The sequence below is a fragment of the Aquimarina sp. AU58 genome (genome assembly GCF_900312745.1).
Lineage (GTDB): Bacteria > Bacteroidota > Bacteroidia > Flavobacteriales > Flavobacteriaceae > Aquimarina > Aquimarina spinulae.
Genome location: NZ_OMPD01000014.1, coordinates 1,473,172 through 1,499,189, shown reverse-complemented (window position 1 = coordinate 1,499,189; position 26,018 = coordinate 1,473,172). Strand labels below are relative to the sequence as shown.

Below are 26,018 nucleotides of genomic sequence, written 5' to 3'. Positions count from 1 at the left end.
CTATTAATAACACTATATCAAGATGAATCCTAGCCTTTAGTTTATCCTGAGCTAGATCGAAGAACTAGGGTAACAAAAACAATATATTTTGTTGGAAATCAATAATTAATATCAATCTATAACTTTTTTATCATGTACTTAGAGAAATTTTATTAAGTTCTTAAAAAATGACTGAGCTTTTTAGACATTACCACCTTCAAAAACGGTGATTTTTCAACATCAAATAAAAATATTTTAAGATCTAGGGATCAGTTAATCATCCGTCTCAGCTGTGCAATATCCATTACCATCTACATCATAATAACAACGGTGTCCATCAGTACACATTGAACATTCATGAGGGCCATATATACTTTCTATATCATTCGGGCCTCCTCCATTAATTGTTCTTTGCGCTTCTTTACTTAAAGCTCTTCCTATGTTTAAAATTGATTTTTTCATAATTTAAATATTCAATATTTACAGTTGTGATGAACATTTTAAGACACTCACCATGTGTGTCTATTCCTCGCGAGAGAATGTTTTTATATTCAAAGCTCATTTTAGAGCTTTGTTTGTTTATGATACTGCTTACATTTCTTTTTTTAGGAGTCATCGACTGATGTGTTTTTTTCATCAAGATCTTAGATAAAGAAAATCAAATCTGATAGGTCATCCTCTTTTTAGATGTGATTGCCCATTTACTAATATTCATGGAATACAATTGAAAGTATTTCTTCACACAACAGATATATTATTGCTCTAATTGAAGCCTTTACTTTTCTTTTTCCTGACAGTGATTCCAATGCATAAAACAAGTATTAATAACCGAATCAAATATAGTATAAAGGCTAGTAGAAATACAAGAATATTAGCCATACACCACTAAAAACGAGGTATGAATTTATAAATTTTGACCGCTATAAATTTCACAAAGACTAAGCTATCAAAACATAAAAAAACTAGAAAAGAAATTAAAAAAAGTAACTCTATACCCTTCAAAATAAAATATAGTTTTAAGTAATCAATTTCGTAAATATCACATTGCAAAGAATTATATCAAATTGCTAGTTTGAGCACTTAAAAGACTACCCATTACTAAACGTTACAAAAAAGAAACATTCAATTATATTAATTGTAACTAAATAAGTTTAATTTCGTTATTAATAAGGAAGCTTTTTTTATGAGAAACATCATATTGTGTATTATTTCAGGTCTTTTACTCGCCATTAGCTGGCCGACCTATGGTTTTCCTTTATTTCTATTTTTTGGGTTTGTTCCTCTCTTGATTGCAGAATATAACATTCGCAAAAATAAATACAGTAAAAGCCAGGTTTTTGCCTTTGCTTTTCTCACCTTTTTTATTTGGAATATAATTACCACCTGGTGGATCTATAATTCTACTGCGTTTGGTATGTGGTTTGCAGAAATTGTAAATAGCCTTGTGATGACTTTGGTATTTTTGATTTATCACATTGTTGCCAAAAGAACCACATTTACGATTAGTAGTATATTTCTGGTTTGCTTTTGGATGACTTTTGAATATACGCACTTACAATGGGAGTTTTCCTGGCCCTGGCTTAACCTGGGTAATGGATTCGCAAGCTTTACCTCCTGGGTACAATGGTACGAATACACAGGAACTTTTGGTGGTACGCTTTGGATCTGGATCATTAACATTAGTATTTTTAAAAGCATACTGCTTTTTAAAGAACATAAGGATAAAGCTATTCTGTACAGATCTGCGATTCGTAATGGATTGATTATTCTAATCCCTATTGTAATATCATTTATTATTCTAAAAACGTATAAAGAAAAAGGTAGCAATATCGAAGTGGTTATTCTACAGCCAAACATAAATCCCTATACAGAAAAGTATAACACCACAGATACCCGAATAGGTAAATTATTAGACTCATTAACCAATACCGTTGCTACTTCAAAAACAGATTTTATTATTGCTCCAGAAACTGTTTTTGCAGACAATAACAGACTTACTAATTTCTCTATCTCTATTGCTAAAAAAACTGCACAACGAATACTTAACCAATATCCCAATGCAAATGTATTATCAGGAATATCATTAATAGATGTATTTAATGATCCTGATAAAATTCGTAAACAAACGAACACTTATAAAGAAGGCATTTATTATGATGACTATAATTCTGCATTTTTTGTTCGTCCCGACGGAACTGATGAGTTATATCACAAAAGCAAACTAGTTGTTGGTGTAGAAAATTTCCCATACCAAAGTATTTTAAAACCTATTTTGGGTGATGCCATGATTGATCTTGGCGGAACGGTCGCCAAGAAAACTACGCAAGAAGATAGAGAAGTGTTCTTCTCTAAAGATAGTATTGGAGTAGGAACTTTAATCTGTTATGAGAGTATATATGGAGAATTTGCCACTGGGTATATTAGAAATAAAGCGAGTTTTCTGGCAATTATTACTAATGATGCCTGGTGGGGTAATACTCAAGGACATAGACAACACTTATCTTATGCCAGACTAAGAGCTATTGAAACAAGAAGAAGCATTGCACGAAGTGCCAATACCGGAATTTCTGCTATTATTAACCAAACAGGAAATATTGTAGTAAAATTAGATTATGAAAAACAAGGAGCATTAAAAGGAACCCTTGTTACAAATGATAAAATCACATTCTACGTAAAAGCAGGAAATTACCTGGCTAGAGTTTCTATATTTTTATCGATTTTTATATTTCTTTTTTCTGTAACCAGACGAAAAAGAAATATATCTTTACCTTCCTAACAAACAGAACTTAGTTATTTACTCTATACGTTCGCTGTCTATTAGTAATCACAGAGCAACTTATTCTTAATCTAGTTACTCCAGATATTTGTAGAGGTATATCACCTGGCATACCGCCATATTCTACAATATAACCCTGTGATGCATATGCTCCTCCTCCTCCAGCAATAGGTAAGTCGTTCCATGAATTAGGAATCCCGATACCTGGAGCTGTAATATGTGCATAGTCTTCCCCTCCACAACAATTGTTAGGCTCTCCCGTATTCCAAAATGCAAATTCACCAGGAACAACAGATCCAGTTTGATTTCCTGTCCAAAAAAGAGTTCCTGCTTCTGGCCCGGTAACCCATGTCCATTGTCCTTCTGCTGCTTCATCATTTGCTCCTATCCACCCATTGCCTGTTATCTGCGATCCTGCAAAAGCAGCTTCAGCAGCACTAGTTAATGTAGCTAAATATCCTTGTAGTCCAAAATATGTTCTCGTAGCGGCATCATCTCTTGCATCATCCCACCGAATCCCTGCATCTGATACGAATTCATAAAAATGCCCCGTCTCTGGCAGGAAAAGCGCATTCCCTATCACTATAGAAAATTCTTTTAATTCGGGAGGACTAGATGCAGTTGTAGAATATACTACAGCCAAAATTGCTGCTCCAAACTCGGCAAATGTTGCTGGGCCAGTAAGAAATAACCTCCCTTCTGTTGCATTCCAAGAACTCGTTATACTAGGGTGACTACCGGTTAATGTTAACAAATCTTGCCCATTAACATATCCTGATGATATTTGTATAGAAATCTCATCGGCAGTTGTGTCATCGGGATCGGTAATGGTAACTGTTTGCACTACTGGTTTAGAATTGGTAGGGTTAGGACAAAAATGCTGATCACCACTAACTACAATAGTAGGAGGTTGATTAACAGTCACCGCAGTTAAAATCTGCACATTATCGATAAAAACGCTATCACCAGAATCACTCCAGTTGGTTCCAACATTATCAAAACGAATTGTTGTAGTAGCAGAAATATATGCCGAAATATCAACACTATAAAAACCAGATTGAGTACCTACAAATGTTGTTAGAGTAGTAAAATTAATTCCATCACTAGATGCTCTAATGGCAAGTTCCTCTCCTGCCTCGAGGCTAGATGTTTCCCAATTAAAAGAAAGTGTAGCACTTGTTGCTCCGGATAAATTTGCCGTTCTGCTTATAGTTTCAGTCCATATCCAGCTAAATCTAAGCCGATTACTATTAACACTTATAAAACCACCAGCTGGGTCATTATTAAAATCAAAAGGTTCGATTTCATTCCAGTTTCCTGCCCAATTTAGCGTTCCATCGTTGTTTGCATAAGATACAGACCCAAATTCGTCTCTATAAGTTCCTTGAGCAAAGGATAATAGACCAAAAAACAAGGTAAATAAATAAAGTAGTGTCTTTCTCATTTATTAGTAGGTAAAAAAAGTAATATATTAATTGCTTAAAATAATAATAATAACTTTAATATTAAACACATAAAAACCTGCATAACAAGTGTAATATCTAAAAATCGACATAACACTTTCTCTCCCAAACCCTTATGCCTGATATTTAAAAATTAAGTATAATTCAACATATATCTTGCTCATATATTATCCTGGTAAAAAATGATTGTAGTGTGTAAATAATCTCTGAAAGATATTAAAAATCCTTGTGATTCATATTTAAGTCACTGCAATCAATCCTAAGTAGCTGTATCTCACAAAAAAATTACTCCTATAGACCTAATGAATTTATTTTGAATTACAATGACACATAATTCTCTTATTTTAATAAATAACAATGCAGTTAATATTAACCGCTATAAAACATTAATACTGTAATAAATCTTCTATTTATCGTTTCACAATACAGAAACTTCAAAACTTTGCTTCTTTGTAACTTATAAACCTTGTACCTTTGCAACTTTATAAAAAATTGTGAATTACGTATCAGTAGAAAATATCGCTAAAGGATTCGGAGAGCGTATCCTTTTTAAAAACATTTCTTTCGGAATCAACGAAGGACAAAAAATTGGTTTTGTCGCCAAAAACGGAACTGGAAAAACTTCTCTCCTTGATATTGTTGCCGGTGATGAAGAACCCGATGAAGGCCAAGTTGTATATCGCAAAAATCTTAAAGTAGCTTTTTTGCCTCAGGAACCTAATTTGGATCCTTCTCTTACCATCGAACAAACTATTTTTGCCTCAGACAATGATATTCTTCAAGTAATTAACACTTATGAAAAAGCGTTGTTAAACCCCAACGATGTAGAAAGCTATCAGCTAGCATTTGAAAAAATGGATGCAATTAATGCCTGGGACTTTGAAACACAGTATAAACAAATACTTTTTAAACTTAAACTAGAGGACCTTAATAAAAAGGTAAGTGAATTATCTGGTGGACAAAAGAAACGATTAGCCCTTGCCAATATATTATTAAGCAAACCTAATCTACTATATCTTGATGAGCCTACTAACCATTTGGATTTAGAAATGATAGAATGGTTAGAAGAATATTTTGCCAAAGAGAATTTTACGCTATTCATGGTAACTCATGATCGTTATTTTTTAGAAAATGTATGTAATGAGATTATAGAATTAGAAAATGGCCAACTTTATAGTTACAAAGGTAATTATGCCTATTATTTGGCAAATAAAGAGGCTAGAATTGTAAATGAGCAAATTACAACAGATAAAGCCAAGCAACTTTACAAAAAAGAATTAGACTGGATGCGCCGTCAACCGAAAGCACGTACGACCAAATCCAAATCTAGAATTGATGATTTCTATGAAATCAAAGAACGCGCTCATAAACGTCGTAATGATCATGAAGTTCAGCTCGAGATTAATATGGAACGTATGGGGAGTAAGATTCTCGAGCTTCATAAAGTCTCTAAACGTTTTGATAAACTTATCTTGTTAGACCAATTTGAATATGTTTTCAAAAAAGGAGAACGTATTGGTATCATTGGTAAAAATGGAACAGGTAAATCTACTTTTCTAAACATGATTACAGGTTCGATCACTCCTGATCATGGGAAAATTGTGATTGGCGACACTATAAAATTTGGATATTATACACAAAGCGGTATTACCATTAAAGAAGGTCAAAAAGTTATCGAGGTAATTCGAGAATTCGGAGATTACATTCCTTTAAAAAAAGGACGGCAAATTTCTGCACAACAACTGCTCGAACGTTTTTTGTTTGACCGAAAAAAACAATATGATTTTGTAGAAAAATTAAGCGGAGGTGAACGTAAAAGATTATACCTATGTACCGTTTTAATTCAAAATCCTAATTTTTTGATTCTTGATGAGCCAACCAATGATTTAGATATTGTAACACTTAATGTCCTCGAAAATTTCTTATTAGATTTTCCAGGATGTTTGATTGTAGTATCCCATGATCGTTATTTTATGGATAAGATCGTAGATCATTTATTCGTGTTTAGAGGCAATGGTGCTATTCAGGATTTTCCCGGTAATTATACCGATTATCGTATTTATGAAGACAGTAAAGAAGTTGAGGTAAAAACATCTGATACTACTGCGGATACAAAAGTCAAAAACACCTGGAAAAAGGATAATAAAGCTGCTCTTTCTTATAATGAACAAAAAGAATTCAATAAACTTGAACGAGAGCTTAAAAAATTAGAGCTGCAAAAGAAAGAAATCGAAAACCTTTTTGCCGAAGGTAATCTGAACGAAGAAAGAATAAATACCGAGTCTAAAAAACTTCAGAAAATCATTCAGGAAATTGAAGAAAATGAAACGCGATGGTTTGAGCTTTCCGAAAAAATGGAAGAATGATATGATTAAACAAATAGTGTTAGATTTTTGATTTAGACCAAAAAATGTATTTCAAAATAAAAGCATATCTCAGATTTCTTTCTAAATCTACCAATCAACATGGAGTACATTCTCCTTTTGTATACAATTTAGTGACCCGATGTTTTTATAATACCGAAAAACGAAAAGCATATATAACCATAAAATCAATATATAAAAAAGCAGACAAAAAAAATCCTGTTAGATATCGTACTGCTAAACTTCTTAATCGTATACTTCCTTATTTTGATATTAAAACTGGTCTTGTTTTAACAGATTCGAAGGTTATATCAGAGATTTTATCAATAGATAATTTGGTTGAGATTGATCATAATATCCAATCGAAAAATGATTATGATATGATTTATCTCGACATGAATCAATCACAATCTTTCTCGAATATAGAATTACTGTTGTCTATGGTTCATAATGACAGTATTATCATCCTCAATTCTATATATGAATCTGAAGACAATACCATTTTATGGAAAACAATACAAGAACACCCAAAAATCACCGTAACTATTGATACTTTTTATTTAGGTTTTGTATGTATTAGAAACGAACAAGCAAAAGAACACTTCACCATCAGAGCATAAAAAAGCCTAAAGATTAAATTAATCCTTAGGCTTTTACTTCTAAACATAAACTAAATCACATGAGCTTACCCACTCATATAAAATTTTAAAAAAGTAATTATTGTATCATAAACATCATCATATATTATCTAAACATTCTTGAAAATACTGTTCTTCGTTTATGATATTGTAATTCTTTTGGATCATAAGGCTTGGTCTCTTCAGACAGGCAAACCTCTTCAATAAACTCATGATAGGTCATCCCTTTCTCTTCAAGAAATCCAACGAGATATTTTTCTGTTGTTTCGACTCCGCTAGCCTGTTCTATTGCTAGTAGTTTTTTATACAGTTTATCTATTTTTTCAATTGCTTCTCTAGGCGGAGCTTTTCTTCGTGCAAAAAAAGAAGTAATTTGCCCTTCATCATCCAGTTTTACATCAAAATCTGTAATCACCCAGTAATATCTACCGTCTTTTGCCAGATTCTTAACCAAAGCGTGTATATTTTTCTTTGCCAACAAGTGTTCCCATAACCACTTAAAAATAATTTTGGGCATATCTGGATGACGAATCACATTATGAGGTTGACCTATTAATTCTTGCTCTTCATATCCGCAAATTTCCATGAAATAATCATTCGCATATTCTATTATTCCTTTAGGATCAGTCTTACTCATAATTGTTTCTTTAGGATCTAAGACAATCTCTACATTAATAGGTTCGGGGCGTTTTAGTGCTTTCATATTTGTTTTTGTTAGTTAACATTCCAGAGCAAAACTAATCGTAACATGAAATGCAAAAAATGACAAAAATCATAGTATTATTAGGAGGCTTTAAGGGATTTATTTTTTAACTTACTTTTAACCCATCTGCCTTTCCCAGAGTAGCACACAGAATCAACAAAAGAACATTTTGCAATTAGAGTGTAACAACTTTTTATCTGCTGCGTCATATAGTCTAAAATTGTATCTTAACCATCTGTAAAGATTACTATATGGGAAATGTTATTGAAATTAGAGGAATTATCAGAAATTTTCAATTAGGTCAGGAAACAGTATATGTACTTAAAGGTATTGATCTTGATATTGCTCGTGGAGAATACCTGGCAATAATGGGTCCTTCTGGTTCTGGTAAATCTACTCTAATGAACCTACTGGGATGTCTTGACACACCAACCGGTGGGACGTATAACCTAAACGGAAATGATGTTAGTAAAATGACCGATAATGAATTAGCTGATATTCGAAATCGCGAAATTGGTTTTGTTTTTCAGACTTTTAATTTATTGCCCAGAACTACTGCATTAGATAACGTTGCCTTACCTATGGTCTATGCCGGTGCTTCTAAAAAAGACAGAACCGTTAGAGCAGAAGAAGTACTTACCGATGTTGGTTTATCTGATCGTATGGATCACAAACCTAATCAACTTTCGGGAGGGCAGCGACAACGTGTAGCTGTTGGTCGTGCTTTGGTAAATAAACCTTCGATAATATTGGCTGATGAGCCTACAGGAAATCTGGATTCTAAAACCTCATTAGAAATTATGCAGCTTTTTGATGAAATTCATGCTGCAGGAAACACCGTTATTCTTGTAACTCACGAAGAAGAAGTTGCTGCACACGCACATCGTGTTATCCGACTTCGTGATGGGATGGTCGAAAGCGATGTAAGAAACAAATAGTTTTGATTTTATGGTTTACCATTACTGGTTAATTTGTATTTTGGGAATTCATTTTTAACCGAAATTCATGCAACCATTACATATCCTACTCCTTATTGCGGCTTATTTTGGGATTCTTCTTCTCATCTCTTATTTCACAGGAAAAAACTCAGGAAATGATGCTTTTTTTAAAGCGAATCGACAATCCCCTTGGTATATTGTAGCTTTTGGGATGATTGGCGCTTCATTAAGCGGTGTTACCTTTATCTCGGTTCCGGGGTGGATTGAAGCTTCACAGTTTAGCTACATGCAAGTAGTATTAGGGTATATTTTGGGATATACTGTTATTGGTACTGTACTACTCCCTCTTTATTATAAACTTAATTTAACTTCAATTTACACCTATCTGGATCAACGTTTTGGTAATTACTCATATAAAACCGGAGCTTCATTTTTTTTACTATCACGAGTAGTTGGAGCGAGTTTTAGATTGTTTTTGGTGGCAAATGTTTTACAGTCTATTCTTTTTGATGCCTTGGGAGTTCCTTTTTGGGTTACCGTTATCATAACCATATTATTAATCTGGCTATACACTTTTAAATCAGGAATTAAAACTATTGTATGGACCGATACACTACAAACACTGTTCATGCTAATTGCAGTAGGTGTAGCCATATATTATGTATCAGATGATTTAGGGATTCGAGGGTCAAACTTATTGGGTTATGTATTAGAAAGTGATCTTTCGAGAATGTTCTTTTTTGATGATTTTAAAAGTGCGAATTATTTTTGGAAACAATTTTTATCAGGTGCATTTATTGCAATTGTAATGACTGGGCTGGATCAAGACATGATGCAAAAAAACCTTACCTGCCGAAGCCTAAAAGATGCACAAAAAAATATGTTTTGGTTTACTATTGTATTAACTATTGTAAACTTTATATTTTTAGGTCTTGGGTTACTACTTACTCAATATGCATCGCAAAATGGGATTGATGCTCATAAGGATCAGCTTTTTCCTGTAATTGCTACACAAAGCGGATTAGGTTTTGGTATTGCAATCTTTTTTGTACTTGGTCTTATTGCTGCAGCTTATAGTAGTGCCGATAGTGCGCTGACCTCATTAACCACATCATTTAGTATCGATATACTCGACATAGAAAAAAAATACAGCCCAGAAGATCAGGTCAAGACCCGAAAAAAAATCCATATTCTATTTTCTTTCATACTAGTATTGGTTATTATCGCTTTTAAGTACATAATAAAGGACGAAAGTGTAATTGCAAAACTATTTGTATTTGCAGGGTATACATATGGCCCTTTATTAGGCTTATATGCATTTGGGCTATTTACAAAACTAAAAGTAAAAGATAACTTAGTGCCAATTATTGCAATCTTATCCCCAATTTTATCTTATATCATTAGCGAGAATAGTGATCTATGGTTTGGTTTTAAATTTGGTTTCTTTATCTTAATTCTTAATGGGTTTTTAACCTTTTTAGGATTAATACTGATTCGTAGAAAGTAATACTAGTGTGCAAGCTATCTCTACTTCAATATTTACCTCTTTAAGTTTTTGATAAAAATCTGGGTTTTCTGTTCCGGGATTAAAAATTACTCTTCTGGGATTTAGCTGTATGATGTCATCATAATAAGGCTGTTGTCTAAGAGGGTTTAAATATAGAGTAATTGTATCTATATTATCTACATCATTTATATCAGTTTCAATTTTTACACCAGCAACTTCTCCCTTTTTTAATCCAACAGCAGCAACCTCATGACCATAAGTTACCAGTTTATGAATAGCAAAGTTTGAATATCTATCTGCTTTTAAAGATGCTCCTAGTACTAATGTTTTTTTATCCATAAACTGTATTTGAATTTAAAGCAGGAAAAATAGGTCTATTAGGACACCAAATAAAGGCTAAAACGTTAAAAATAACCTGAAAACTGTTAAAAATAAAAGATGAATGTAACACAAATCAAAGCACTTCGTCTTACATATAAAAGATATGAATTTTCATAAATTTAGTTAGTTAGTTACTTTATAATAATCAAATTTTATTCATAGTTGATGGTTAGTGTTACTATTTGGTTATTATAGAAAACCGCCTCTAATATTAGAGGCGGTTTTTAATTATTTAATATTTTGTTAAAGTCAAAATAAGGTGTAACAGAATAGACTTACCGTCGTCTTACACATATAACACGATTAATCACAGTGTCAATTTTGTAAATAATCACGTATTTGTATTAGGCAATACAAAGTACAATGCATAACAATTATCAATCAAATAAACGTTCAGATGAAAACAATCAATCAAAAAGTAATTTTATTATTTTTCTCATTTTGGTGTCTATTCCTAACAGCACAACCAAGTAATGAAGCTGTAGTAGGTACTATACAAGGAAAAGTAATAGACAAAAATCTACAGCAACCCATACCCTATGCTACCGTAGCAATTCATGATGGAGCAGATAAAATTATAAGTGGAGGTATTAGTACCGATAGTGGAGACTTCTCAATTTCTGATATACCAAAAGGAAATTATACGTTAAAAGTACAATTTATAGGATACAAAACGTATTCTCAACCTATTGAGATTTCTAAAAAAAATAAGAATATCAATGTTGGTACCATATCATTAGAAGAAGAAGCCGAATCTCTAGACGATGTGACTATAGTTGCCGAACGAACAACAATAGAACAAAAAATTGACCGTAAAGTTATCAATGTAGGAAAAGACCTTACCACAACCGGGGGTACTGCTTCAGAAATCATGAATAATATTCCATCGGTTAATGTAGACCAGGACGGTAACATCGCATTACGCGGAAATCAAAATGTACGTATCCTGATAGATGGTAAACCTACTAATATTGATGCTACACAATTATTAAAACAAATCCCCTCTACCTCTATTAAGAAAATAGAATTGATTACTAATCCTTCTGCCAAGTATAATCCCGAAGGAATGAGTGGTATCATTAATATCGTACTACATAAGAATAGTAATATAGGCTTTAATGGTAATATTAATTTAGGGCTTAACTTTGAAAAAAATGCTCGTTTTAATAGCTCTATAGATCTAAATTACAGAACCGGAAAAGTTAACTTTTATGGTAATTATGGTAATAACATCACCAAACGACAAAATGCAGGAGGTGTGTTTAGACAAGATCAAAATTACCAAACAGATTTTAAATTCTTAGATAATAACAAGTCTCACCTATTTAAAATAGGCTTAGATTATTTTATTGATGACCATAATACTGTCTCGGTATATACCAATCAAAATTTGTTTGACGGACTTACAGACGGAACTACAGATATCACCTTTTTTAATAACGACCAGAATGATTTATCACAAAAACTATTAAGTGATAGTGATAACCAAGGTTCTACATATAACTTCGATTACAAACATGATTTTAAAAAAGAAGGACACAATATAGAACTAGAAGTTGATTATAATGTTTTTGAAAGTGATAGCGATGATCGTTTTAACTTTGTTGGAGGAGACGGATCGTTCACAAATTATAATGACCTTATTAATAATGAGCGAAAAAATACTACAATAAACCTCGATTATGTAAACCCATTATCAGAAAAGACCAAATTAGAATTAGGATATGAAACTCGCTTAAGAAGAACGGATAATGACTATCGTTCTACACTTTTCGCGAATTCAAAATATAATTATGACCGAAACATACATTCTTTTTATGGTACATATGGTCAAAATTTTGAAAAATGGTCATATCAGTTAGGAGCACGTCTCGAAAGCTATGAAGTCGAAGCTGTTTTTGATGGAGAAAAAATATTTGAAGATGATATTTTTACCGTATACCCTTCTGGTTTTATCAGCTATACTCCGGGAGAGAAAAACAGTTACCAATTAAGTTATAGCCGACGAATTGATCGACCTGGGTTAAATCAGGTAAATCCTATACGTGAATGGAGTACACCAAGAATAGTTTCTATAGGAAACCCTGAGTTGAATCCACAGTTTACGAACTCTATAGAAGCGAACTACACACGAAAATTAGGAAAAGGATCGATAACCGGAGGAGTATTTTACCGAATAATTAATGATGAAATAAGTCAGGCTCTTATAGAAAACCCAGATGTTGAGGAAGGTCAGATATTAACATTCAAAAATTTTGATAATAATTCTTCTTACGGTGTCGAAGTATCTAGTAACTATAGAGCTACAAAATGGTGGAGTTTTAATGCTAGTTTTGACCTCTATTCACAGACACAAAAAGGAGTAGTCGATAATATAAATAGAGAAGTAGATGCTGTAGTATATAATTTTAGACTTAACAATAGTTTTAAAGCGACAAAAAACTTGACTTTTCAGGTATTTGGGTTTTACAGAGGAGAACAGGAAGGTATATTATTTAAAACCAAACCATTTTATTTTGTAAATACAGGAGCCCGATATAATTTCTTAAAAGGTAAAGGTACAGCCAGTATTAACTTTAACGATATTTTTAACACAATGCGTTTCAGGTTTTCTGCAAACAACCCATATCCACAAAATGGACAGTTTCAAGGTGAAACACAAACTGTTTTCCTAGGACTATCTTATCGATTCGGAAGCGGAAAAAATAGAAAAGTTTCAAGAAAACGAAGAGATAATAATGAAAAATCTGGCGGAGGAATACTATAATCAGGTTTTTCTCAAAAAAAATGTTAATATTATAACTAATAACTCAGATATTTGTTAAATTTAATACAGCTTTCTTAAAAACCTTATTAAAGTTAAATAAATGCAAAAAAATAACAAATTCTGTAACACTTTACAATTTACAACGTTTATTATAGTATAGTCATGGTTATGATTTATTTGAATTAGCCTTTAAAAAATTAATAACCGAGTTATTAGATAAAAAAACGCGAAGCTTAATTGCTTCGCGTTTTTCATTTTTTTACTTATTTAGATTACCATCTAATAATAGCACTACCCCAGGTAAACCCGCTTCCAAAGGCCGCTAAGACTACTAAATCTCCTTCCTTAATTTTACCTTGCTCCCAAGCTTCTGTCAATGCAATAGGAATAGATGCAGCCGTGGTATTACCATATTTCTGAATATTATTATAAACTTGATCATCAGATAATTTAAATTGTCGTTGTACAAATTGAGAAATTCTCAGGTTTGCCTGATGTGGTATTAACATACTTATATCTGTAGCAGATAAATTATTGGCCTGTAACCCTTCATTAATTACTTCAGAAAAACGTACTACTGCATTTTTGAATACAAATTGACCATTCATATATGGATAGTAAGGAATATTTTCTTGAGGATTCTCTGAAATAATTTCTGGCACCCAATGTTCTGTACTAGGACCTTCTAGAGATAGTTCTTTGGCATGGGCCCCTTCACTATGCAAATGTGTAGACAAAATTCCTCTACCTTCTTCTTCACTTCTTGTTAATACCGCTGCTCCTGCTCCATCTCCAAAAATTACCGAAACCCCTCTTCCTCGAGTTGTCATATCCAAACCACCGCTATGGTTTTCACTTCCTATGACCAATACATTTTTATACATACCGGTTTTGATAAATTGATCTGCTACCGATATCGCATATACAAACCCACTACATTGATTACGAACATCCAATGCCGGGATAGTTCTCATGTTCATCATTTCCTGAACTCTAACTCCTCCTCCAGGAAAATACATATCAGGACTAAGAGTTGCAAAAATGATAAGTTCTATATCATCTGTAGTAAGTTTAGCTCTCTCTAAAGCTATTTTTGCTGCTTTGACTCCCATAATAGAAGTACTATTACCATCTCCCTTTTTGATATGACGTCGTTCTTTTATACCGGTACGTTCCTGAATCCATTCATCATTTGTATCCATCACCTTAGATAGATCATCATTGGTTACGACATTTTCAGGGACATAAGACCCTAAACCAGATATTTTTGAAGTATACATGTTGTTAGTTTATTATGTATTGTGAGTTGTGAGTTATTTTTTGCTTAACTAAAAGTTATCACACAATATATGTATTCTTAACATTTTGATAAAAGAAACCCTGCTTATATTATATGCGCGCATAACAAATAAATCATAAATAACTGTATTACAAACCTCTGTAAAAAAAGAGACTACTAATTAAAATTAGTAGTCCCCATCCCCCAATCTTCCTAAAACTAGAGTTTTAGAAATTTCTTTATCACTACCTTATTATCATCACGTACCTTAATAGTATACATTCCTGATGGAAAAGAAGTAAATGAAATTGTATTTTTAATCGACAAATTTTTATTCCCTATAATTAAATCTCCATTTAGATCAAAAACTTCGCAGCTGGCATTAGGCATTTCGGTTTTGCAGTCAATATAAACCTCCCCTTTTAAAGGATTTGGATAAACCGAAAATGAACTACCTCTAGAACCATTTATTTCAGTAATAATATCCTGCATCGACTTTGTTTTTTTCTATTGTCAAAATCAAAAAGATTTCTATTCAACTATTATATAGACAAATATATAGATATACATCACCTCAAAACATACGTAGCCCCACGTAATTAGGCTACAATAGTGAACATATCCTGGTTAGAGTAGTAATTGTTTATTTTTCTGAGACCAGATCAACAAAGCATTTGGCTTTTGCTCAAGGGTAAGTTTTCGAATTATATTTGCTCTGTGCTTTTCGACAGTTCTCACAGAAATACTCAAAAGATCTGCAATTTCTGTACTTGTCATTTCTTCTGCTATGCGTTTTAGGATTTTAACTTCGGAAGGAGTTAGTTTTTCTATATCCGAATTACGCTCTGAAACATTTGTGAAACGTTTGTATATTTTTTCGCTAAAATAAGGTTCTCCCCTACTTACACTTGCTATACAAGCCTCAATCTCTGTTAAAGCAAATTCTTTTAATAAATATCCATGAATATTATATTTTACTGCATCTTCAAAAAACTTCTTTTCTTTATGAAGAGTTATCAAAATGATTTTGGTATCTATCTGGTATCGCTTACAATTTTTAGCAATATCTACACCTGTAAGATTAGGCATTTCGATATCCAAAATAGCAATATCTGGTTTATCTTTTATGATTGCATTATACGCAGAAAGCCCATCAGAATGCGTATTTATGATGTTATATTTCCGTTCTTTCAAAAATTCCTCTAGCCCTCTTAATAATAAAGGGTGATCATCTGCAATAAGTATATTAGGTTTAAGCATGTTTCGGAATATTAAATATCAACGTAGTCCCACTATCAATTTCAGACAGTATATCAAAAGTAGCTTTCAAAAATTTTGAACGCTCACTTAATGTTTTAAGACCTATTTTGGAGATCGATATTTTTTCTTTAGAAACATCGAACCCTTTACCATTATCTTTAATAATTATTTCTACATTATTTTCCTTATTAGTCACCTTAATTTCTGCAGATCTCGCTTTAGAATGTTTAATAATATTATTAAAGCTTTCCTGTACCAACCTATAGATATTAACTTCTTTTTCCTGATCAAACACCTGGTCGATATTATCTATTTCTGCCGAAATAAAAATATCGTAATTCTCGTCGATCATCTCCACACTACTCTGTAAAGTTACCGTAAGACCTAGTTCTTCTAATTTAAATGGATGTAAACTTCTTGAGATAGCTCTCACTTCATCTATTACACCATCTACCACAGTAGCTGTCTTGGTATCTTTGTTCTGTAGAATCCTGTTCTTAATGAGTAACAAACTTTGACCAACACTATCATGAAGGTCTTTAGAGATGCGTTTCCCAACACGTTCCTGGGTTTGCAAAAGTTCTTGTAAAAATGATTGTTGTAGTTTTTTATTTCGAATCAGAAATATTCTATTTCTATACAAATAGATCAATAAAAACAAAAGCGTTAAACCGATGCCTCCAAATATTAACAGGTTTTTCTTTGCTTTATCTTTTGCTTCGAGCATCTGGATATTAGCTTTCTGAATTGCAATTTTACTATCTCTTTTTTCTGCCTCATATAATGTCTGATAATAAATAACACTATTAGATCGGGTTAAATTATAGATAGAATCTTTCAATAATTGATATCTATCTAAATGTATTAGAGCTTCTGGTAGTCTATTCAGGTTTTTATTTGCTTCATAGAGTTCTTTTTCCAAATGTACCTGTCCCTGAATATCATTCGAATTCTTAAAAATCTCAATCTCTTCTTCAAAAATAGGAATCGCCTCTTTATATTCTCCCTTTGCAACTTTATATCTACCTAATGCTTTTAAATAAAATATTCTATCATAAGGGCTATTTATTAAATCAGTAGAAAGTTCGAGGGTGTCTAAATACTTTTTTGCAATATCTTGTTTGCCTTGTTTAGAGTAAAATTCTGAAACATATGCCCTTAACCTAAACATATTGGCATGGCGACCTTTCTCTTTTCTCATCAATGCAAGGGCAGTTAGATAAGCTTCTCCTTCTTTTTTATATTCTTTTTTCTTTACAAAATCACGAGCATCATTTACACTTAATTCAGATAAAGCTTGAAAATCCTTATTCTTTTGGCTATTCAATAATACTCTAATTTTCTGCCTTTCTTCAAAAGATTTCTCCAAAAGATAAAGTTGGCTAAAAATTCCGGATACTGCCAACCCACTATACGCTATATAAGCAGTATCTTTCATTTTGGTATATAATCGATTAGCTGCCTGATATTTTAAAATTGCCTTAGAAAGTTTACCCAATCGCTCATATGCCTGCCCATTAAAATAAGTTGCATCTGCCTCAAAAATAGAATCTTTGGTTTGATGATATATTTTCTCTGCATTAGTATAATCTACAATTGCTTTTTCTAAGTTATCAATTTGATAATTCGCTCCTGCCCTTTTAATATAGAGATGTCCCAGGTTAATTTTATTTTTAATTTTGAGACTATCCTTAATACAATTATTTACAATAACCAATGCAGAATCTGGTTTACCAATTACCTGAAGATAATGAAATGTAAGTCGTGAAGTTTTAAAAGCTGCCAGATCAAAGCTATCCAGTTGCTTAGCCAAATCAATATATTGTAGTGTATATTTCGGATAGTTTTGTTTGTAAAATTCAAAATCTGAATTCCTTTTTTCATATAATACACTCGATAACGAATCTAATAAATAAAGCTTTTCATTTGTATTTGTTGCATTTTCTACTTGGTCTATTAGTTTTAAAACAGTCTCTCTCTGCTGCGAAAAAACATAAAAATGAAATGTAGCAACAAAAATAGATATGTATATTTTGCTTCTTAACATTCTAGGGGGTTCTAATTGTGAAGATACGCATAAATGTATTTTCAAATTGCATGACAGGTCTCAATTTTTTTGTATCTAAACCTCTTTCTTATTAAGAAATCTAAAAAATTAATAGATAGCCTTACACTTAATCTCTTTCTAAACACCACATTAAAACCTGTAAATCAACAGTATACAAAACAACTCGCAGTTTCTATTACATTACACCAAAATGATCTCAATTTTTTGATGCATCTCATTAGAATTATAAGAAAAGACTTACATTACATTAATCAAATACTGCTATAAAACAGTATTAACTCGACCAATTGTTTTTACTGTATTTATCACATCGGGAAACATCATACCCGATGTAAGCAGATTTTAATCTACTATGCATCATTATTTACGACTTTGTATATAAAATGGCTACCTCTAAAACGAGAAAGATGCGCCAACCACAGCGCATCTTTCTATCAACCTAACCAATAAATAAACAAACCAAGCCAGTCGGGTGACCGACTATAGTACTCTTCAAAATCTCTACTTTTAGATCAAGTAACAGATTATGTTTTCAAAAAAATATATGATTGATATATTTTTAAGTATTTTATTTTTTAATCTTTTTCAAAACCAATCATCCTGATGGCGATAATAAAAACCATCGCCAAATCAGAATTTATACAGTTTACAACTCTAGGGTATTTATTCTCATAGCAAAGTTTCTCCCTTCTAAATTAGCTATGCGTATTAAACCAATATTCATAGCATTTATATATTGAATTGTAAACAAACTATATACTTCAAAAAAACCCATTTACATCCTTAGTCCATTGTGTCAACAAATCATTACAACAGATATGAAAAAAACTTACTTCAGTGCCAGTTTGGCAGATACATACTATTGGTATTTTTTTTGAATACACCACACCATAAGATGACAATTAAACTAAAAACAATATAAAAATGGCAACAGGAAGTATTAATGTATCTGTAGAAAACATTTTTCCATTAATTAAAAAATTCTTGTATTCTGATCACGAGATTTTTTTACGAGAACTCATTTCGAATGCAACAGATGCAACTTTAAAGCTAAAACATTTAACAAGTATTGGTGACGTTAAAGTAGAATATGGAAATCCACTTATCGAGATTAAAGTGGATAAAGACAAAAAGCAATTACATATTATCGACCAAGGAATTGGTATGACTGCAGAAGAGGTTGAGAAATATATTAACCAAATAGCTTTTTCTGGTGCCGAAGAATTTCTTGAAAAATATAAGGATAGTGCTAAAGATTCTGGAATAATAGGGCATTTTGGTCTTGGGTTCTATTCTGCTTTTATGGTGGCAGACAAAGTAGAAATCATTACAAAATCCTATAAAGATGAGCCCGCTGCACATTGGATTTGTGATGGATCTCCAACCTATAGTATAGAGGAACATGATAAAACAGAAAGAGGAACAGAGATCATCCTGCATATTGGCGAAGATGATGCTGAGTTTCTTGAAGATAGCAGAATAAGTGAGTTATTGGTGAAATACAATAAATTCATGCCAGTATCTATAAAATTTGGTACTAAAACGGAAACATTACCAAAACCCGAGGATGCTAAAGAAGAAGATCCTGCACCAACTCAAGAAGTTGATAACATTATCAATAACCCTAATCCTGCGTGGACAAAACAGCCTGCCGATTTAAAAGATGAGGATTATAAAGGATTCTATCGAGAATTGTACCCTATGCAATTTGAAGAGCCTCTTTTTAATATCCACCTTAATGTAGATTATCCTTTTAACCTAACCGGGATTCTGTATTTCCCAAAACTGGGTCAGGATATGAACATACAAAAAGACAGAATCCAATTATATCAAAATCAAGTATTTGTTACTGATAATGTAGAAGGTATTGTTCCAGAATTCCTTACCATGCTTCGAGGTGTAATTGATTCTCCTGATATCCCTCTTAATGTATCCCGATCTTATTTACAAGCCGATGGTAATGTAAAGAAAATATCTAGTTACATCACTCGTAAAGTTGCTGATAAACTAAGCTCTATGTTTAAAAACAATAGAGAAGATTTTGAGCAAAAATGGAATGATATTAAAATTGTGATCGAATACGGAATGCTTTCTGAAGATAAATTCTTCGAAAAAGCTGACAAATTTGCACTATATCCAACAATAGATGGTTCTTTCTTTACATTTGAAGAATTACAAGAAAAAATTAAAGATTCTCAAACTGACAAAGATGGTAAGCTCGTTCTTCTTTATGCTTCTAATAAAGATGAGCAACACTCATACATATCTGCTGCCAAAGATAAAGGATATGAAGTACTCCTTTTAGACTCTCCTATTGTTTCTCATTTGATCCAAAAAATGGAGACTAGTAAAGAAAATATTTCTTTTGCACGTGTAGATGGGGATCACATCGATAATCTTATCAAAAAAGATGAAGAAACCATCTCTAAATTATCTGATGAAGAAAAAGAAGCACTTAAAGCTGATCTTGAAAAAGTAGTTCCAAAAGAAACATATACCGTACAATTAGAAGCTATGGATAGTAATGCTTCTCCATTCATGATTACCCAACCAGAGTTTATGCGTCGTATGAAAGAGATGCAACAAACCGGTGGTGGTGGAATGTTTGGTATGGGTAATATGCCAGAAATGTACAATTTGATCATTAATACAAATCATGAACTAATTGGGCAAATTGCTGCTACCAAAACAGATAAGAAAAAAGAACGCTTAATAAAACAATCTCTGGATTTGGCCAGACTTTCTCAAAATCTATTAAAAGGAGAAGAGTTAACAGATTTTATTAAACGTAGTTACGATATGATAAAATAGTAGTTAGACTGCTATACTTATAGATATTGGACCGCTTCGTTGTTAAACACATTGAAGCGGTTTTTTATATCTATTTTATTATATCACCTAATTCAATCTCGAACTAAATTTAAAGTAAGCTTGCCATATCGTTCGGCAGAATCATTAGCTCCTATTTCATAAGTATAATTCCCCGGAGTCAATTTAACCTCTCCAAAATAATCGATTGGTTGGATTGTAAATATTTCTCCATTAATCTTCAATTCTACCAACGCATATCTGTATGCAAAATCAAAACCTCCATACTTCGATGTTCTACTGGCAGAAATATTTCCATAATTATTTTCACCTCCACCAGTATTTATCTGGATATCTGAATAATTAAACTGACTTATATTTTTGATTCTAATTTGGATTGTCTCAGGAATAGAGGAATCATCATCTTTTGAACAACTAAATTGAGTGCAAATTATAATAACAAGAAGAATTTTTTTCATAATACTATTTCATCAATAATTTTTATATTGGATAGATGTTTTTTTCTGCTAAAGGTTGCGTCATTTCATAACCTAATATGTAAATGTAAATACTTAAAAAATGATACTTCATTTTTAAATTTGAAGCAATTTATATTTTATTACCTTTACTATATTTAATAAAATTACGGTTACGGTTTTATATTCATATCACTAAAAAATGAGAAAAAAAAACTCCCTTCTAATCATTTTGTTATTCTTTTTTTCATCAATATTCGGGCAAAATTGTGTTTCTGGTTATATACATATAGAACATTCCGAAAAATGGGAACAACAGGTTTATCTAAGTCAAATTGAACTTGAAGAAAATACCAATACTTACCATACAACTACAATTGCATCAACTCCTTTAACCGAGGAAGGTTTTTTTGCGTTTGATCAAGACTTATTTACTTCAAAAGAACGTATTTATAAGATACAACTTAATCCTATATCTGCCGAAGAAAAAAATAAGCTTTCAAACAAGATAAAGAACTTTCAACTATTTATACTATCTAAAAAAGACACCATTCACTTTACCAAAGGAGAAACGATGTTTGGGAAGTATACTACAAGTAATTCTGCTGATTTAGAGTGGCAAAAATTAAAAAAGTTTGAAGCCAAATATGAAAATCTAACCGATGATTTTGATCCTAAACAATACCTTATAGAAACCAAAGGGTATGTAAAAGATTCTTTGCAAATACTTTTGGTAAAACTTATTGGCATTAAAAAACTAGATGACCAAAATTTATTAGAAAAAGATGCTAAAGCCAATCCAGAATATTATCTAAGTTTTCTGAAAGAATTAAAATCCAGTGAACTTGATCCATCCACCTATGCATATCTCGAAAATAAACTCAATTTTATTACTCGAGAAATCGTTAACCATAAATACAAAGTAAGCTTATGGGTTAATGGTATAGCTTTTCTTGTTATTGTTGTATTAGTCTTGATCGCCATAAAATTATGGAAAAAATCAAAAACCCCTAAAGCAATACCTCTTAGCAAGCAAGAAAAAGCAATAAAAAACCTCATCATATCAGGAAAAAGTAATAAAGAAATTGCAAACGAATTATTTATAAGCCTAAGCACTGTAAAAACACATATCACAAACATTTACAGCAAGTTAAATATCTCTAGCAGACAAGATTTATTGCTCAAAAAATAAAATCATACCCGTACTAGTACCTTATTCGGCTCATTAAAAATAGCCTGGATATTTATTTTCACATTTATTTGATTTCAGAACATAAAATTGTGATCAAAATAAATGACAGAACTTAGTTTTCAAAAATGGAATAGAATAACAGGGTGGGTAGTTTTTATAATTTCTTTAAGTGTTTACTTACTTACTGTAGAACCTACTAATAGCTTTTGGGACGTTGGAGAATATATATCTACTTCCTCTAAACTACAGGTTGGACACCCACCAGGAGCTCCTCTTTTTCAAATGATTGGAGCATTTGCTTCAATTTTTGCATCTGATCCAAAAGAAATTGCTTTTATACTCAATTGTACTTCTGCTATTGCCAGTGCATTTACCATTCTATTTATGTTTTGGTCTATTATTCATCTTGTTCGAAAACTTAATCCAAAGGATAAAACTCTTACCATAAATAAAACAATTGCAATACTAGGTAGCGGATTAGTAGGGTCATTAACATTTACCTTCACAGATAGTTTTTGGTTTAATGCAGTAGAAGCCGAAGTATACGCCATGGCAACTTGTATCTTATCTCTTCTATTCTATCTGGGGTTATTATGGGAGCGAGATATGCACTTACCAAGAGGAAACAAATGGCTATTATTACTATCTTTTATCGTTGGATTATCTTTCGGTGTTCACTTTATGGGATTATTGTCAATTCCAGCTATTGGCCTATTATACTATTTTAAAAATTATAAAAACATTAATACAAAGAGTTTTATTTGTGCTAATATCATAGTAGTCGCCATTTTGGTCTTCATTTTTAAAGTATTACTACCATCTATACTTGCTTTCTTTGGTATTTCTGAGATATTCTTTATTAATACTATTAACTTACCTTTTAACTCAGGAACCTTGATTGCCGGGTTAATAATTGCAATTATCTTTTACTTCGGATTAAAATACACTCGAAAAAAGCAGTATCCCCTTCTTAATACCCTATTCCTTTCTATACTCTTTATTCTGATTGGTTTTTCTAGCTGGATCATGCTTCCAATTCGTGCAAATGCGGGTACTGTAATTAATGAGAACAATCCAAATAATGCTAGAGAAGTATTGGCGTATTATAACTTAGAACAATACCCAAAAACTTACCTGTTTTACGGTCCTCAATACACAGAGGCTTATGCATACCTAGATGAAAAAAAACCGTATCAAGACGGTATTCCAAAATATGAAAAAGATAAAAAAACAGGGAAATACATTATAGTAAATGATTGGAAAAATGCAAAACAAAACCTTGACGATAACCACAAAGGATTTTTCCCAAGGATGTGGAGCTTAGAGCATATTCCTAATTATATGAAATTTTCGGAGCCACCTAAGTTCACAATCAAACCCGAATTTAGTAATGAAAAAAAATTGCTTGATGCAGTGACCAGATTCCGACGAGAATATGCCACAAGTAAAAGAGATAATAAAGATTATGACCAGTTTCTTAAATCCTTTGGCAATTACCTCAATATAGAAAAACCATCTTTCAGAGATAATATCAACTTCATGTTTAGCTATCAAATTGGTTATATGTATTGGCGATACTTTATGTGGAATTTTGTGGGAAGACAAAACGACATCCAGGGAGAAATGACAAGTCAAAACGGAAACTGGTTAAGTGGCATTAAGTTTATCGACGAAATACACCTGGGATCACAAGATAACCTACCCAGTGATGTTCTTAAAAACAAAGCTCGTAATACTTATTACTTTTTACCACTTCTATTAGGGATTATAGGACTTACATTTCAATTCAAAAAAGATAAAAAAAACTTCTGGGTGCTATTCGTTTTTTTCTTTTTCACAGGATTAGCATTAAAAATATATCTAAATGAGAAACCATTTGAAGTAAGAGAACGTGATTATGCTTTGGTCGGTTCTTTTTATGTATTCGCCATTTGGGTAGGATTTAGTGTATACGCATTATTTGATACCCTTAAAAACCTAGTAAATTTTAAAATGACATCCTTGATGATACTAATTCCTTGCTTATTTGCAGGACCTATTATACTTGCTCAACAGAATTGGAATGATCATGATCGATCTAATCGATATACAGCCCAATCTATGTCAAAAATGTATTTATCATCTTGTCAAAAAGATGCTATTTTATTTACTATTGGAGATAATGATTCATTTCCTTTGTGGTACATACAAGATATTGAGGAATATAGAACCGATGTAAGAGTAATAGTAACCACTTATCTAACCACCGATTGGTACATTGATCAAATGAAAAGAGCTGCATATAAAAGCGCTCCCATTCCTTCACAACTTCTACATGAATTTTATAGATATGGAAATAACGATGTTATTTATCATAAACCCATTACCAACGATACAATGCTAATAAAAAATTGGTTGCAATGGATCGAGTCTAGTGACCCCAGAACCAAAGGGGGTCTTCAAAGTGGAAAAAAAGTAAATACCTTTCCTTCTCAACATATTCGAATTCCTGTAGATAAAGAAGCTGTACTCAAAAATGGTATTGTTCACCCCAAAGATGCTGATAAAATAGTACCTTATATAGATATCCATCTAAAAGGAGATTATATATTAAAACATCGTTTATTAATGCTGGATATTATCGCTAATAATAATTGGGAAAGACCAATATATTTTTCGGGAGGTAGTTTTGGTGATGACGATTATATTTGGATGAAAGAATATCTACAACTCGATGGATTGGTATATAAATTAGTACCTATTCAAACAGAAATAGACCCTGATAATCCATATGAAATGGGTAGAATCAATACTGATATAATGTATCCAATTGTTAAAAATTGGAGCTGGGGAAATGGAGAAGATCCAAATATCTATCATGATCCACAGACTCGAAGAAACGGAATTAGTTATAGAAGTAGTATAAGCAGACTGGCTGAAACATTAATTAATGAAGGAAAAAGAATAAAGGCAGAAGAAATTCTGGACTTGGGAATTGAAAAAACACCAGTCGAATACTACGGGTATTATAGCTTACTAAGGTCTTTCGTTTCTGGATATTATCAATTAGAGAAAAAGAAAAAAGCTAGAAATCTATGGAATACACTGGCAAAAAAATATCAAGAACAGTTAACATATTACGGAAACCTATCTATTAAAGAACAATATGAATATGCTCAAGAGATTGTCACAAACATAGAATATTATAGAAGCTTAGTAGACATATTGTTTATATATAAGGACAATGAAATAATAGACCATAAAGTCGAGGAATTTAATCAATACATTAAACTATTTTCTCGTTTATACAATGAGGAAAACTACCTAAATGAAAAACCTGAACATGAACTAAAAGACAAGGATTCTAACAAAGCGTTTAAAGATTAAAAAGAGACCCCATTTTTTATATAATAGTTCTTTTAAATTGAAAAGATTCTCTCT

The 26,018-nt window shown here is 32.0% G+C and carries 18 protein-coding genes; 9 read left to right on the top strand and 9 right to left on the bottom strand.

All coding sequences use genetic code 11. From position 1 onward, the window contains the following. Positions 1 to 252: 252 nt before the first annotated feature. Positions 253 to 441, bottom strand: coding sequence for a hypothetical protein (locus DK441_RS17835; RefSeq protein ID WP_074408171.1), 189 nt, complete (start codon positions 439 to 441; stop codon positions 253 to 255). A gap of 721 nt (positions 442 to 1,162) precedes the next feature. On the opposite strand from DK441_RS17835, the gene lnt reads away from it, so the two are divergent. Continuing rightward, a complete protein-coding gene (gene lnt, locus DK441_RS17830) occupies positions 1,163 to 2,755 on the top strand; it encodes an apolipoprotein N-acyltransferase (RefSeq protein ID WP_109851889.1) in 1,593 nt (530 codons plus the stop codon). Between the two features lie 10 nt (positions 2,756 to 2,765). On the opposite strand, the gene DK441_RS17825 is transcribed toward lnt, so the two are convergent. Further along, positions 2,766 to 4,199 carry a C-type lectin domain-containing protein gene (locus DK441_RS17825; RefSeq protein WP_109851888.1) on the bottom strand — a complete coding sequence of 478 codons (1,434 nt, stop codon included), beginning with the start codon at positions 4,197 to 4,199 and terminating at the stop codon, positions 2,766 to 2,768. Between the two features lie 513 nt (positions 4,200 to 4,712). On the opposite strand from DK441_RS17825, the gene DK441_RS17820 reads away from it, so the two are divergent. Both DK441_RS17820 and DK441_RS17815 read left to right on the top strand, forming a co-directional pair. After that, a complete protein-coding gene (locus tag DK441_RS17820) occupies positions 4,713 to 6,584 on the top strand; it encodes an ABC-F family ATP-binding cassette domain-containing protein (protein WP_109851887.1) in 1,872 nt (623 codons plus the stop codon). Positions 6,585 to 6,628: 44 nt separating this feature from the next. After that, on the top strand, positions 6,629 to 7,201 hold the full coding sequence (locus DK441_RS17815; protein ID WP_109851886.1) for a hypothetical protein: 573 nt from the start codon (positions 6,629 to 6,631) through the stop codon (positions 7,199 to 7,201). 124 nt (positions 7,202 to 7,325) lie between these two features. On the opposite strand, the gene DK441_RS17810 is transcribed toward DK441_RS17815, so the two are convergent. Continuing rightward, positions 7,326 to 7,922, bottom strand: coding sequence for a PAS domain-containing protein (locus DK441_RS17810; protein WP_109851885.1), 597 nt, complete (start codon positions 7,920 to 7,922; stop codon positions 7,326 to 7,328). 251 nt (positions 7,923 to 8,173) lie between these two features. Between DK441_RS17810 and DK441_RS17805 the strand changes: the two genes are divergently transcribed. Continuing rightward, the gene (locus tag DK441_RS17805) at positions 8,174 to 8,860 is read left to right on the top strand and encodes an ABC transporter ATP-binding protein (RefSeq protein ID WP_074408176.1); all 687 of its coding nucleotides are present in this window, start codon (positions 8,174 to 8,176) and stop codon (positions 8,858 to 8,860) included. A 67-nt stretch (positions 8,861 to 8,927) separates the two neighbouring features. Then, on the top strand, positions 8,928 to 10,367 hold the full coding sequence (locus DK441_RS17800) for a sodium:solute symporter (protein ID WP_109851884.1): 1,440 nt from the start codon (positions 8,928 to 8,930) through the stop codon (positions 10,365 to 10,367). On the opposite strand, the gene DK441_RS17795 is transcribed toward DK441_RS17800, so the two are convergent. Next, positions 10,344 to 10,706 (bottom strand): CoA-binding protein, encoded by a 363-nt coding sequence (locus DK441_RS17795; RefSeq protein ID WP_109851883.1) that lies wholly within the window; start codon positions 10,704 to 10,706, stop codon positions 10,344 to 10,346. The two genes, DK441_RS17800 and DK441_RS17795, sit on opposite strands and share 24 nt — an antisense overlap. Positions 10,707 to 11,145: 439 nt before the next feature. On the opposite strand from DK441_RS17795, the gene DK441_RS17790 reads away from it, so the two are divergent. Then, positions 11,146 to 13,515, top strand: coding sequence for a TonB-dependent receptor domain-containing protein (locus tag DK441_RS17790; protein WP_109851882.1), 2,370 nt, complete (start codon positions 11,146 to 11,148; stop codon positions 13,513 to 13,515). 272 nt (positions 13,516 to 13,787) lie between these two features. On the opposite strand, the gene DK441_RS17785 is transcribed toward DK441_RS17790, so the two are convergent. From DK441_RS17785 to DK441_RS17770, 4 genes are all read right to left on the bottom strand, one after another. Then, a complete protein-coding gene (locus DK441_RS17785; protein ID WP_074408180.1) occupies positions 13,788 to 14,795 on the bottom strand; it encodes a 3-oxoacyl-ACP synthase III family protein in 1,008 nt (335 codons plus the stop codon). A 218-nt stretch (positions 14,796 to 15,013) separates the two neighbouring features. Further along, positions 15,014 to 15,286: a T9SS type A sorting domain-containing protein gene (locus DK441_RS17780; protein WP_109851881.1), complete on the bottom strand. Its 273-nt coding sequence runs from the start codon at positions 15,284 to 15,286 to the stop codon at positions 15,014 to 15,016. Positions 15,287 to 15,421: 135 nt separating this feature from the next. Next, entirely contained in the window at positions 15,422 to 16,054 is a 633-nt protein-coding gene (locus DK441_RS17775; protein WP_109851880.1) for a response regulator transcription factor, read from the bottom strand. Further along, positions 16,047 to 18,101: a sensor histidine kinase gene (locus tag DK441_RS17770; RefSeq protein WP_109851879.1), complete on the bottom strand. Its 2,055-nt coding sequence runs from the start codon at positions 18,099 to 18,101 to the stop codon at positions 16,047 to 16,049. Before DK441_RS17770 ends, DK441_RS17775 begins: the two co-directional genes overlap by 8 nt. Positions 18,102 to 19,046: 945 nt before the next feature. Here DK441_RS17770 and htpG point away from each other — a divergent pair. Then, positions 19,047 to 20,933 (top strand): molecular chaperone HtpG, encoded by a 1,887-nt coding sequence (gene htpG / locus DK441_RS17765; protein WP_109851878.1) that lies wholly within the window; start codon positions 19,047 to 19,049, stop codon positions 20,931 to 20,933. A 92-nt stretch (positions 20,934 to 21,025) separates the two neighbouring features. Here htpG and DK441_RS17760 read toward each other — a convergent pair whose 3' ends face one another. Further along, positions 21,026 to 21,409 (bottom strand): hypothetical protein, encoded by a 384-nt coding sequence (locus DK441_RS17760; protein WP_109851877.1) that lies wholly within the window; start codon positions 21,407 to 21,409, stop codon positions 21,026 to 21,028. A 199-nt stretch (positions 21,410 to 21,608) separates the two neighbouring features. Here DK441_RS17760 and DK441_RS27205 point away from each other — a divergent pair, with 199 nt between their 5' ends. Beyond that, entirely contained in the window at positions 21,609 to 22,598 is a 990-nt protein-coding gene (locus tag DK441_RS27205; RefSeq protein ID WP_305000508.1) for a response regulator transcription factor, read from the top strand. A 102-nt stretch (positions 22,599 to 22,700) separates the two neighbouring features. Further along, positions 22,701 to 25,964 (top strand): DUF2723 domain-containing protein, encoded by a 3,264-nt coding sequence (locus DK441_RS17750; RefSeq protein ID WP_109851876.1) that lies wholly within the window; start codon positions 22,701 to 22,703, stop codon positions 25,962 to 25,964. The last annotated feature ends 54 nt before the right edge of the window (positions 25,965 to 26,018 follow it).

Excerpts from the sequence above, each read along its gene's own strand:
- DK441_RS17835 (WP_074408171.1), bottom strand. The coding sequence starts at position 441 with ATGAAAAAATCAATTTTAAACATAGGAAGAGCTTTAAGTAAAGAAGCG.
- lnt (WP_109851889.1), top strand. The coding sequence starts at position 1,163 with ATGAGAAACATCATATTGTGTATTATTTCAGGTCTTTTACTCGCCATT.
- DK441_RS17825 (WP_109851888.1), bottom strand. The coding sequence starts at position 4,199 with ATGAGAAAGACACTACTTTATTTATTTACCTTGTTTTTTGGTCTATTA.
- DK441_RS17815 (WP_109851886.1), top strand. The coding sequence starts at position 6,629 with ATGTATTTCAAAATAAAAGCATATCTCAGATTTCTTTCTAAATCTACC.
- DK441_RS17810 (WP_109851885.1), bottom strand. The coding sequence starts at position 7,922 with ATGAAAGCACTAAAACGCCCCGAACCTATTAATGTAGAGATTGTCTTA.
- DK441_RS17805 (WP_074408176.1), top strand. The coding sequence starts at position 8,174 with ATGGGAAATGTTATTGAAATTAGAGGAATTATCAGAAATTTTCAATTA.
- DK441_RS17800 (WP_109851884.1), top strand. The coding sequence starts at position 8,928 with ATGCAACCATTACATATCCTACTCCTTATTGCGGCTTATTTTGGGATT.
- DK441_RS17795 (WP_109851883.1), bottom strand. The coding sequence starts at position 10,706 with ATGGATAAAAAAACATTAGTACTAGGAGCATCTTTAAAAGCAGATAGA.
- DK441_RS17790 (WP_109851882.1), top strand. The coding sequence starts at position 11,146 with ATGAAAACAATCAATCAAAAAGTAATTTTATTATTTTTCTCATTTTGG.
- DK441_RS17785 (WP_074408180.1), bottom strand. The coding sequence starts at position 14,795 with ATGTATACTTCAAAAATATCTGGTTTAGGGTCTTATGTCCCTGAAAAT.
- DK441_RS17780 (WP_109851881.1), bottom strand. The coding sequence starts at position 15,286 with ATGCAGGATATTATTACTGAAATAAATGGTTCTAGAGGTAGTTCATTT.
- DK441_RS17775 (WP_109851880.1), bottom strand. The coding sequence starts at position 16,054 with ATGCTTAAACCTAATATACTTATTGCAGATGATCACCCTTTATTATTA.
- DK441_RS17770 (WP_109851879.1), bottom strand. The coding sequence starts at position 18,101 with ATGTTAAGAAGCAAAATATACATATCTATTTTTGTTGCTACATTTCAT.
- htpG (WP_109851878.1), top strand. The coding sequence starts at position 19,047 with ATGGCAACAGGAAGTATTAATGTATCTGTAGAAAACATTTTTCCATTA.
- DK441_RS17760 (WP_109851877.1), bottom strand. The coding sequence starts at position 21,409 with ATGAAAAAAATTCTTCTTGTTATTATAATTTGCACTCAATTTAGTTGT.
- DK441_RS27205 (WP_305000508.1), top strand. The coding sequence starts at position 21,609 with ATGAGAAAAAAAAACTCCCTTCTAATCATTTTGTTATTCTTTTTTTCA.
- DK441_RS17750 (WP_109851876.1), top strand. The coding sequence starts at position 22,701 with ATGACAGAACTTAGTTTTCAAAAATGGAATAGAATAACAGGGTGGGTA.